The organism is Mycobacterium sp., from assembly GCF_035314905.1.
Classification (GTDB): Bacteria; Actinomycetota; Actinomycetes; order Mycobacteriales; family Mycobacteriaceae; genus Mycobacterium.
This window is the reverse complement of record NZ_DATFYW010000064.1, coordinates 1-10,377: the sequence shown is the minus strand read 5'-3', so window position 1 is coordinate 10,377 and position 10,377 is coordinate 1. Positions and strand designations below refer to the sequence as shown.

Sequence of the window (10,377 nt, the reverse complement as noted above, 5' to 3'; positions counted from 1 at the left end):
CCGGGTGTCTCGGACTGGGTGGCCGTCGCGATCGAAGGTGTGCTGACGCTCGGCCTCGTGAGCGTCATCCTGGGGACGTCGTCGGGCGCCCGGAATATCGGAACCAATGCGGCGATTGCGGTCGGCGGGTACATCGGCATCGCCGCCGTGTGGGGTGCGCCGGTCACCGGTGCGTCGATGAACCCGATGCGCTCGCTGGCGCCCGACGCAGTCGCGGGCCAGGTAGGCACATATTGGATCTACCTGGTCGGACCGATGATCGGCGCCACCATTGCGGTCGGGTTCGAATACATCCTGAAGGGTCGGGCTACGGCGGCCGGCGCGCGGGCGGCTCAGGGCGTGCTGAGTGGGCCTGACACCTCAGGGCAGTAGGTCCCTCTTCAGTTCTGCCGAGCGGGGCTGACCCAACATTTCCGAAACCGTTTCTGTCGGCCTGGGCGCCGAAACGGCAATCGTAGGGCCGAATCGAACCTAAGCTGCGGGTGAACCCGCTTCACCCGTGACGCGGGCTTCCACCAGCCACGGCAAAGGAGCCAGCAATGACGCGCACGATCCGACACGGCAATCGGAACGGTTACGCCTCCCTGGGCGCCGGCGGCTTGAGCCAGGAATCCTTGCCGATGCGCCTGTTCGCCAAGGGCAACGCAAAGCAGTGGAACCCGGCGGACATCGACTTCACGCAGGACGCCAAGGACTTCGCCGCGATGACCGACGACGAGCGATGGATGACCACCTCGCTGGCCGCACAGTTTCTCGCCGGAGAGGAATCGGTGACCCAGGACCTACAACCGTTTGTCGCGGCGATGGCTGCGGAAGGCCGCTTCGCCGACGAGATGTATCTGACCCAGTTCGTGTACGAGGAGGCTAAGCACACGCTGGGCTTCCGGCTCTGGTTCGACGCTGTCGGCCTTACCGAGGACCTGCACGAATACATCGAGTTCAACGACCCCTACATGCAGATGTTCACCCGAGAACTGCCGGCCAGCCTGTACGCACTGGAGCAGGACTCCACCCCGCGTAACCAGATCCGGGCCTCCGTCACCTACAACCACGTGATCGAGGGAACGCTCGCTCTGACCGGCTACTACGCCTGGCAGAAGGTGTGCAGCAGCCGCGGAATCCTGCCCGGGATGCAGAAAGTCATCAAGCACATCGGCGACGACGAACGTCGGCACATGGCGTGGGGCACCTTCACCTGCCGCCGACACGTCGCGGCCAACGACGAACTCTGGCAAGTCGTCCAGGACCGAATGGGCGAGCTCATGGGCCTGGCGACGGAAACGGTCGCCGAGACTTTCCGCAAGTTCGGCAACAAGCCCCCCTTCGGGCTGGATCCAGAAGAGATGACCGCCTACGCCCTGGACAAACTCACCCGCCGGCTCGGGGCGATCGAATCCGCCCGCGGCGCCGATGTGCTCACCATCGACCGCGACGCGTCGCCCGAGGCGCTCGAGGAGAAGTTCCACCAGGAGGACCAGCTGGAGCTCACAGGCTGACCGTCAGCCCGTGAGCTGATGCGCTAAGGCTGGGGCGACGTCGGCTGCGGGCTGGCCCCGAATTGTTCGACCGGTTTCCGTACCGTTGTCTCGTGCGCGACGAATCGATAGGAAAGCTGATGGGGATCAGAGCTGTTGTCGCGCTCGCTGTTGGGCTTGGTTGCTTCAGCCTGGTGCTTCCGACCGTTGCTTCAGCTGATCAGGACTTGAACGGAACGTACACATATTGGGTCACCGAAGAATTCGATCGCGGCGCCCCGGTAGACATCAACGCCCTGCGCACGTGGACTGTTACACCATGTGGTCCCGGATGCGCTCACGTCAGCAGTTCACCGGATCGGGGGCCGGGCGGAGGCGGCGGATACGACGGAGACCTGCGACTCATCGATGGTGGTTGGCAGATGACCGTGACAAGGCCGGATCTGTCGATTTGCGACGACGGGAGGCGCCTGCCGGGAACGGTGAGTTATTCGGTGGACCCGACCACTTTGACCGGCACCGCAAACGGCACCGTGGCGGCGGATTGCGACGGCGCACCGGGCGGGTTCCGGGACACGTTCACGCTGACCCACACCGGCTCGGCGTGAACCGGATTAGATGACGAGAAGACCCTCGTGTCACACAGGCACCCATGGTTTTCGTTCTCGGTGTGCCGCGACAGCAGTCGAGCCAGTCGCGCTACGCCGGAGTAGGCGGTCCGTTAACTGTGGCGGGCTGCTTCTTGGACGAGCTGCACGCGGCTGGTGAGCCCGAGTTTGGTGTAGACGTGGGTGAGGTGGGTTTGCACGGTGCGCGGTGAGACGAACAGCCTGGTGGCGATGTCTTTGTTGCCGAGCCCCTCGCTGACGAGTCGCACGACGTCGTGTTCGGTCGGGGTGAGCGAGGCCCAGCCGCTGGTGGGCCGTTTGCGTTCACCGCGGCCGCGCTGGGCGTAGGCGATCGCGTCCTCGGTGGACAGGGCCGCGCCCTCCGCCCACGCGGAGTCAAAGCCGTTCTCACCCAGCGTATCTCGCAGCGCCGCCACCGAAGCTTCGTAGACGGCGTCATAGATTTTGAAGCGGACCTCCCCGATGCGGTGCCGGATGGCGTGTGCCGCGCCGAACAGCCGGGCGGCTTCGCGGTGACTACCGGCGTCCCCGGCCAGGGTGCCGAGGCACTCCAGGGTGTCGGGAATGCCCGCTTACGCCTGGATGTCGGCGGCGCGGACGAGCGCGTCGTGGGCGTCGCGTTCGGCCTGCTCCGGCTCACCCTGCGCGATCGCCACCCGGGCGCGCGTGCTCGGCGCCCACGTCAGCCACAAGCCGGTCGTGGTCGACACGGCCTCGTCGGCCCAACGGCGGGCGGCAGCGAGATCCCCGTCTGCCAGCGCGGCCTCGGCATTCCAGATGCGCTGCAATGCCTCCGCGCCACCACTCACGACAATCATGAACTGGAGGGCGGCCTCGCGCGCCTCGTGCGCCGCCGCGCCATCCCCGGCGGCCAGGGCCGCGAATCCCAACACCATGTGCCCCACTACCGCGAACCTCCCGCCAAGCTCCGCGCCGCCCTCAAGGATCGCCTCGGCCGCCGCCCGGGCCGCCGCCGCCTCACCCTGACGTGCGAGTACCAGGCTCTGGCCGGCGAGGCTGAACACCCTCCAGATCTCGTCGTGAGCCGCCTCGGCCTCGGCCGCCACCTCGCCGAACTGTGCGGCGGATCCGGCTAAATCGCCGCTGAGGTGCTGCGCCGCCCCGAGGTAAAAGCGACACACACGCGAGTTGAACCGGTCGCCGATCGAGTCGGCGAGGTCACGTCCCTCCTCGCCAGCTGCGCGCATCCCGAGCGGGTCAACGATGTGGGCGCCCTGCGCCTGCAGGGCGAGGATCTGGCTCAGCCGCCACCGATCGTCCACGGCACGGGCCAGGCCGATCGCCTCGGCGAAGCATGCCCGGGCCACCTCGACGTGATAGCCCAGGCCGGCGGTAAACCCGCAGGCGGTCAATGTCCGGGCCAGCAGGGCCGGGTCATCGACGTCTCGCGCGATCGCCACGGCCTGTTCGGCCTGATCGAGACGCTGCTCATAATCACGGCCTGCCGGCGCGTCAAGCACGGCGGCCATCGCCGTGTAGTAATCACGATGACGCGAGCGCACGCTGTCGGCCCCGCCGGACTCGCCGAGTTTTTCCAGCGCGTGTTGGCGAACCGTCTCCAGCAACCGGTAGCGGGTTCGGTCCCCGCTGTCGTCGGTCACCACCAGCGACTTGTCCACCAGCAACGTGAGCAGGTCGAGCACCTGGAAGCGCGGCATGTCAGCACCGCCGCCGACCGCCTGGGCGGCGTCCAGGTCGAACCCGCCCACAAACACCGCCAGCCGGCGAAACAAGACCCGTTCCGGCTCGCTCAACAACCCATGCGACCAATCCACCGAGGCGCGCAGCGTCTGCTGGCGGCGCACCGCGGTGCGCGCACCACCGGTCAACAACCGGAACCGGTCATGCAGGCCATCGAGGATCTCGGCCAGCGACAATGCCCGCACCCGCGCGGCCGCCAGCTCGATCGCCAACTTTCGACAAACAACTAACCGACTCAGCGCCGACGAGCTAACCATGCTCGCAGAAGTCCTGCTGATGGCAGGCACCGACACCACCCGCAATCAGTTGGCCGCCGCCGTGCAGGTCCTGTGCGACCACCCCAAGCAGTGGGCCCTCCTGGCTGAGCATCCCGAGCTCGCACCGCAGGCCGTCGAGGAGCTCATGCGCCATAGCCCGGTCATTTTCACGTCCATGCGCAAGGCCGCCGAAGACGTCCAACTCGCGGAGGTCACTATTCCCGCCGGCACGCTCGTGCTCGCCAACACTGCCTCGGCCAACCGCGACCCTGCCGTCTACCACGATCCCGACCGCCTCGACATCACCCGCGCAAATCCGCCGACCATGCTGAGCTTCGGCGGCGGCATTCATTACTGTCTGGGAGCACACCTCGCCCGGCTCGAACTCGCCGAAGCCCTGACCGTCATCACGCGCCGCATGCCCAACCCACACCGCAGCGGCCCTGCCCCCTGGAAGCCGCTACTCGGGATCACCGGCCCGACAACCCTGCCCATTGAATTCGACGCCGGACACTGAACTCGCCGACCAGCCACGAGCTGGGTAGGGTGCCAATGCACGCGCCGGGCATCGATGCCGGCCTTGCCGGATCTGCGATCATCGGCGCCGTGCGGGCCATGCCGGCGGAGGCGTTGGCGCGAAACACCGCCCGCAAAGCAACGTGACGTCGTGGTCACCGCATCCATCATCGGGGGCGCCCTGCTGCGCACACCCAAATGAGATGAGCTGTAGTCAGCCACTCGTCGTTGTCGAGGTTGCCGCTGGCGAGCCACGCGTCCAGGGGAATACATTGTCCGCAGGCGCGAGCGAGGAGAGCTTCGATGACCGACTTCGACGTCGTGGTGATCGGTGCGGGGCACAACGGGTTGACGGCGGCCGGCGAGCTGGCAAGAGGCGGCGCACGAGTCCTGGTGTTGGAACGCGCGCACTTCATCGGTGGCATGGCCGCGACCCGGGAACTGTTCCCGGGCTTCAAGCACAGCGTGGGGGCCTGGGCGCTGATCGCATTCCGGCCCGAGCTGATCGATCGACTCGAGTTGCCGCAGTTTGGTTTCGAGCTGATCGACCCGTGGTCGTCTGCATGCACGTTCGGGTACGAGGGTTCGGTCCCGTTCGTGATGTACAACAATCTCGAGCGCCAGGCCACGCATGTCTTCGATGATCACGGCGAGCAGACCGCGACGGCGCTGGCCCAGTTGTTCATGCATATCCGTAAGTTCGGGCCGTACTTCTCCGAATCGGCCTACGGTGCCGCCCCGAACATCCACGAGGTGATCGCCGACCAGCCAGATGCCCAGTCGCGGCGCGACTTTGCCCAGATGTGGTTCGGCAGCACGATGGACATCGTGCGGCGATTCATGACGCCGGAGATGGCACCCTGCTTACAGGGATCGCTCGCGACGATGTCGATCGACGGCTGCTATGCCGGTCCGTGGACTCCGGGCACCGGCGCGTCAACGCTTTTCCACTACCTGCTCAACGGCCTGGACACCCCGAAGTTCATGATGCCCCGCGGCGGCATCGGCGCGTTGAGCGCGTCGCTGCAGCGCCGTGCCGAACACTACGGCGCCGAAGTGAACGTCAAGACCGAGGTTCGGTCGTTGCTGGTCGACGGAGGCAAGGTCACGGGAGTGCGGCTGAAGAACGGTTCGGAAATCTCCGCCCGCGCGGTCGTGTCGACGCTGGACGCGAACAAAACCTTCCTCGGCCTGCTCGGCGAAGAGCACCTGCCCGGTGACTTCGCACGAAAGGTGCGGGAGGTGCGTTACAACGAGGGATACATTCAGGCACATCTGACTCTCGACGGCGAGCCCACCTGGGTGGATTGGTTGCAGCCATTCGCGACTGACAACGGATCGACTTGTCCCACAATGGCATTTACGCCGTCTGCCGAGTACGTAAGCGACGCATGGGACCAGTACCGGCGAGGCAAGCTACCTGAGCGGCCGCCCGCGTATCTGTATCTGCCGAGCCTGGTTGATCCGACCCTGGCGCCCCGAGGCAAGCACACTGCGACGATTTTCGCGCCGTACTTCCCGACCGACCTCACGCCGGACGCCCACCGGTCGTTGAAGGAGCAGTACGCCGACAACTGCATCGCGGTGTTCGAGCAACACGCTCCCGGATTCGTTGACCTGATCAATGACAAAGTGGTGCTGGCGAACCGCTACTTCCACAGCACTTTCGGGGCCACCGATGGCGATTATGCGCAGGGACTGATCGACGCAGGGCAGATGTGGTCCGACAGACTGCCGGGCGAGTCGACATACGGCACCCCGCTCGAGGGCCTGTTTATCGGCGGCTCGGCGGCCCATCCCGGTCCAGGGGTCACCTGTCTCCCCGGACTGAATAGCGCCAAAGTGGTGCTGCGGCATCTGGAAGCGCTCGTCCCGACGAAATAGTGCTCAGTGCTGTCGCAGATTCGTTTTCACGTCATCGCGATCAGCAACCCGCAGATGGCGCCTGCGCGGCATGAACTCCAGTGACAACAGCACCACCAAGGCGGTTGGGATGTGATGCGCGCTCAGCACGGCGTAGCGACGCTCGCCGAGGGCGTGGAACTTGCGCAGGTACCGGTAGAGGGACTCGAGCGCGATCAGCGGGTCGAGCAGATGGATCAACAGATAGAACACGCCGTGAAGCGGTCCGCGGTTTCTATTTTCGAAGATTTCCGGGAACGCCGCGAATGCCAACGAGAGCCGCTGCGCGTGATGGGCTTTCGCATGCGCGATCATGTCGACGCTGAGCCGCTCGTCGATGCCGTTGGGTGCGCCGGGGCGGCGGAAGGGCACATCGAGGCTGACCTCGGATCCATGTCCGGCGCTCGCGTAGCGGTGAAACCCCTGTACCCGGCCTCCGCTGTCGCGCGCGATGATGAGCTGGACACCGGGGTAGCGGCCCTCGAGTGCGCAGTCGAGGTTCATGCAAAACCCGCGTTCGGTGCGCGCGCCGCTATGCGAGGCACACAGCACGGCGGCCAGCTCGGCGGTCAGCGCCGCCCCGAGCTGCTGCTCGTCGACGACCTCAGTGCTGACCCCGGCGTTATGCGTGCGCTGCACCGCTTGGCGCAGATTGCGGAATCGACGCCCCACCATGGAAAACCGCTGCACGTCGACAACAACGTCGCGCCCAATCGGCACCCTCAGCATCGGGTGACCCACGGCCTGTTTGCGCCACAGCGCGAGACGGCCTTCGCTGCAACCCAATACGATGATGCGCCAACCGCGGCTGCGACACACCCGCGCGAAATCGCCCACCAACTCGTTGAAGGCGGCCTCCTCCCCGATCGGGTCACCGCTGATGACGGCGAACCCCAGGCGGGTGCGGTAGGCGACCGCGGCGGTGCGCTCGGCGTTGAAGTGGTAGCTCTTCAGCGACTCCATCGCGAACGGGGCCAGCGGATCTCGGCGTGTGGCGTCCACTAGGGCCCAAACCTGCGGTAGCGCGCCCGGCTGAGGGCGCGCTGTGGTCGGCCACATCAGTGCCAGCCCGGTGCCGGCGAGCAGCACGTTGCCGAGCAGGCTTGCCGACAGGAAGTGCGCCGCCAGGCCGGCGAGCAGCGCGGCCGCGGCCGCCAGCGCGTGCGCGGCGGTCACCGGCCGGCGCAGGAGGATGCCGCGCGCGATCAGCGCCGCCGCGGCCATCAGGGCCAGTGACCACGCCGGCCGCCCCCCCGCGCGCCAGTCGGCAGGCTGATGCCCGCGTGCCGCCAGCAGGATGAGCCCACAGACAACGCATACCATCGTCAACACGCCCACCCAGCGCGCGGGCGACGAGTCAAGCCTGATCAGCACCCGTTCACCAGGCCGGCGGCCGGTGCCGATTCTTCCGGGCGCCATGCTCACGGCGGATCCGTTCTGGCACAAACCGTCGGCGCGCCGGGTCGTGCAGCTGCGCTGGTGATCATCCCCGATCCTCCGAATTGAGCCAGACCCCGCACCCCGTGCCGATGTTCGGTGTCTGTGATGCGAACCTAGGGCTGAGCGGGAGGGGCGCTCTAGGGCCATTGGACTCTGCTCCGCTCATCGGTCGTCCCGGCCTTGCACGTGGCGCAATCCGTCCAGCGCGATGCCGATCGCTCGTTGGGCTGCCGCTCGCACCTGCTCGGTGGTGTCGCCGCGTTTCAGGTAGACGGGTGCGCAGACTCCGCCTTCGGCTCGATCGAGCGCAGCGTCCGGTGACCGGGATGCGGGCACCGGGCCTCGGCCGGGGTCGCCTAGGTTGTCTATTCGTGACCAACACGGCGGATCCACAGCTGCCCAGCCTCGACGCGGCGGTCGTCGGTGCCGGCTTTGCGGGGTTGTACGCGCTGCACAAGCTGCGCTCGCAGGGGCTGTCGGTGCGCGTGTTCGAGGCGGCCCCCGAGGTCGGCGGCACGTGGTATTTCAACCGGTACCCCGGCGCGCGCTGCGATGTCGAGAGCGTCGACTACTCCTACTCGTTCTCCGACGAACTGCAGCGGGAGTGGAACTGGACCGAGAAGTACGCCACCCAGGACGAGATCCTGCGCTACATCAAATGGGTCGCTGCCAAGCTGGACCTGCGCAGCGACATCACGTTCAACACGCGGGTCACCTCGGCGGTCCTCGACGAAAAGACGTTGCACTGGACGGTGAGGACCGACGCCGGCGAGGTCGTCACCACGCGGTTCTGCCTGATGGCCACGGGTGCCCTGTCGGCGGCGCTAACCCCCAACTTCGAGGGCCTGGACACGTTCCGCGGCGACATCTATCACACCGCTCACTGGCCGCATGGGGGCGTCGACTTCAGCGGCAGGCGCGTCGCGGTGATCGGCACCGGATCGTCGGGCATCCAGTCGATCCCGATCATTGCCCAGCAGGCCGACCAGCTGTGTGTGTTCCAGCGCACGCCCAATTACAGTGTGCCGGCACGCAACAAGCCGCTAACCCCCACGGAGATGGCCGAGGTCAAGGCGAACTACGACGAGCGGCGATGGTTGTCCTGGCACAGTGGCGGCGGCTCGCCCTACATCGGCACCGCCAGGAAGACGATGGAGCTGCCGCCCGAGGAGCGACGCGCGGCGTTCGAAAAGCGTTGGCAGCTCGGCGGTGTGCTGTTCAGCAAGACCTTTCCCGACCAGATGATCGACCCGGTCGCCAACGAGGAGGCCAGGAAGTTCTACGAAGAGAAGGTCCGCGCCGTCATCGACGACCCGGAGGTCGCCGATCTGCTGATCCCCAATGATCACCCGATCGGCACCAAGCGGATCTGCACCGACAGCAACTACTTCCAGACCTTCAACCAGCCCCATGTGAAGCTGGTCAGCGTCCGCCAGACACCAATCGTGTCGGTCGATGCCACCGGGATAAACACCACCGACGCGCATTACGACCTCGACGCGATCGTGCTCGCCACCGGTTTCGACGCGATGACCGGAGCCCTGGCCAAGATCGACATCGTCGGGCGGGAAGGTGAGCTGCTGCGCCACGACTGGAAGGACGGCCCGCGGACCTATCTGGGTCTGGGCGTCGACGGATTCCCCAACCTGTTCATCGTCTCAGGCCCGGGAGCGCCCGCCGTGCTGGCCAACATGGTGCTGCACGCCGAGGCCCACGTAAACTGGATCGCCGACTGCATCGGCTACCTCGACGAACACGGCTACGCCGGCATCGACGCTAGCCCGGACGCGGTGGAGAACTGGATCGCCGAGTGCGCCCGGCGGGCGGAAGCCACGCTGTTCACCAGGGCCAACTCGTGGTACATGGGCGCCAACGTGCCGGGCAAGCCGAGGGTGTTCATGTTGTTCACCGGCGGATTCGGTGCGTACAACGACATCTGCACCGAGGTTGCCGAAGCCGGATACAAGGGGTTCAACCTGATCAAGGTGTCCTGATCTCGGGACCACCCGAGATCGTGGCGCCGGTGCGGGCGTGCTGCTGGTCTCTAATAGCGGCTTGCGGATTCCACGGCGAACGCCTCCACCCCGGCAATTCCGTTATCTAATATATCATTCTGTATCGAACCGGGTGCCAAAAATATGCCGGAATAATGGCTGCCCTGAATGGTGTTCCGAGAAATGACGTTGCCGGAGGAACCTACAAAGTCCAGATCGGCGGCGGGCTGGTCAGCCGATGCGGCGCCAAGTTCGATACCAAAGAAATGGTACTTTGTGTTTTCGCCAAGATTGTTGTCGCTTACGACGTTCACTCCGATGACGTTAAATAGTCCGGTGCGCACCATCTTCACGCCACCGCCGAAATTTCCGGTGACGTGGTTGGCGAAAATCTCGTTGTAGAGCGCGTTGTCGATCGAGATTCCCGGCAGCTTGGCCATCG

The 10,377-nt window shown here is 65.9% G+C and carries 7 protein-coding genes and 2 pseudogenes; 6 read left to right on the top strand and 3 right to left on the bottom strand.

The genetic code is table 11. From position 1 onward, the window contains the following. The 3 genes from VKG81_RS04935 to VKG81_RS04925 all read left to right on the top strand — a co-directional run. The coding region (locus VKG81_RS04935; RefSeq protein ID WP_324390244.1) for an aquaporin at positions 1-372 on the top strand (372 nt) is incomplete at its 5' end. A 167-nt stretch (positions 373-539) separates the two neighbouring features. Further along, a complete protein-coding gene (locus tag VKG81_RS04930; RefSeq protein ID WP_324390242.1) occupies positions 540-1,496 on the top strand; it encodes a R2-like ligand-binding oxidase in 957 nt (318 codons plus the stop codon). Between the two features lie 401 nt (positions 1,497-1,897). After that, a complete protein-coding gene (locus VKG81_RS04925; RefSeq protein ID WP_324390240.1) occupies positions 1,898-2,083 on the top strand; it encodes a hypothetical protein in 186 nt (61 codons plus the stop codon). A 113-nt stretch (positions 2,084-2,196) separates the two neighbouring features. On the opposite strand, the pseudogene VKG81_RS04920 reads toward VKG81_RS04925, so the two are convergent. Continuing rightward, positions 2,197-4,038 (bottom strand): annotated as a pseudogene (locus tag VKG81_RS04920) (helix-turn-helix transcriptional regulator); the annotation flags it as partial. 16 nt (positions 4,039-4,054) lie between these two features. Between VKG81_RS04920 and VKG81_RS04915 the strand changes: the two are divergent. Both VKG81_RS04915 and VKG81_RS04910 read left to right on the top strand, forming a co-directional pair. Further along, a pseudogene (locus VKG81_RS04915) lies at positions 4,055-4,600 on the top strand (cytochrome P450); the annotation flags it as partial. A 302-nt stretch (positions 4,601-4,902) separates the two neighbouring features. Then, on the top strand, positions 4,903-6,483 hold the full coding sequence (locus VKG81_RS04910; RefSeq protein WP_324390238.1) for an NAD(P)/FAD-dependent oxidoreductase: 1,581 nt from the start codon (positions 4,903-4,905) through the stop codon (positions 6,481-6,483). 3 nt (positions 6,484-6,486) lie between these two features. Here VKG81_RS04910 and VKG81_RS04905 read toward each other — a convergent pair whose 3' ends face one another. Then, positions 6,487-7,920, bottom strand: coding sequence for a bifunctional lysylphosphatidylglycerol flippase/synthetase MprF (locus VKG81_RS04905; RefSeq protein ID WP_324390246.1), 1,434 nt, complete (start codon positions 7,918-7,920; stop codon positions 6,487-6,489). A gap of 347 nt (positions 7,921-8,267) precedes the next feature. Between VKG81_RS04905 and VKG81_RS04900 the strand changes: the two genes are divergently transcribed. Further along, positions 8,268-9,935 (top strand): flavin-containing monooxygenase, encoded by a 1,668-nt coding sequence (locus VKG81_RS04900; protein ID WP_414685168.1) that lies wholly within the window; start codon positions 8,268-8,270, stop codon positions 9,933-9,935. Positions 9,936-9,985: 50 nt separating this feature from the next. Here VKG81_RS04900 and VKG81_RS04895 read toward each other — a convergent pair. Then, positions 9,986-10,377 (bottom strand): hypothetical protein (locus VKG81_RS04895; protein WP_324390234.1); only part of this gene is annotated, 392 nt, incomplete at its 5' end.